The 387-nt window shown below is 65.4% G+C and carries 1 protein-coding gene; it reads right to left on the bottom strand.

Features of this window, described 5'->3' with window-relative positions:
* The coding region (locus C5S61_RS03895) for a DinB/UmuC family translesion DNA polymerase (RefSeq protein ID WP_124033377.1) at positions 1–387 on the bottom strand (387 nt) is incomplete at both ends.

A 387-nucleotide genomic window follows, 5' to 3' on the forward strand; every position in this document is an offset into this window, starting at 1 on the left:
TCATCCAGCGCCTCGCTGGCGAAACGCACGGTGCCCCTGCCCTGCTGCTGATTGATCCGGTCCACCAGCGACATCAGCCGGGTGCGCCTGCTGTCATCGGCGGCGGCGAACAGGTCGGCCTGGCACACGCCGGCATCGCTGATTTCTCCCAGCATCACACCCATCTTGTGGTACCTCAGCCCCGGACGGAATATCGCTCGCAACCCGCTCATGGCTGCCGCCAGGATCACCGCGCTGTCGGCCGTGGGGGACACCAGCGGCATCAGGGTAGTCCGGCTGTACTGGATATCCTGCTCGCGATTCGGATTCGTTCGGACCATCACGTAGACATGCTGCGCCAGGCCGTGCTGCCGGCGCAGTTTCTCGGCGGCATGGCTGACATGGTGC

Origin of the sequence: Herpetosiphon llansteffanensis, from assembly GCF_003205875.1 — a bacterium.
In the GTDB taxonomy this organism is placed as follows: Bacteria; Chloroflexota; Chloroflexia; order Chloroflexales; family Herpetosiphonaceae; genus Herpetosiphon; species Herpetosiphon llansteffanensis.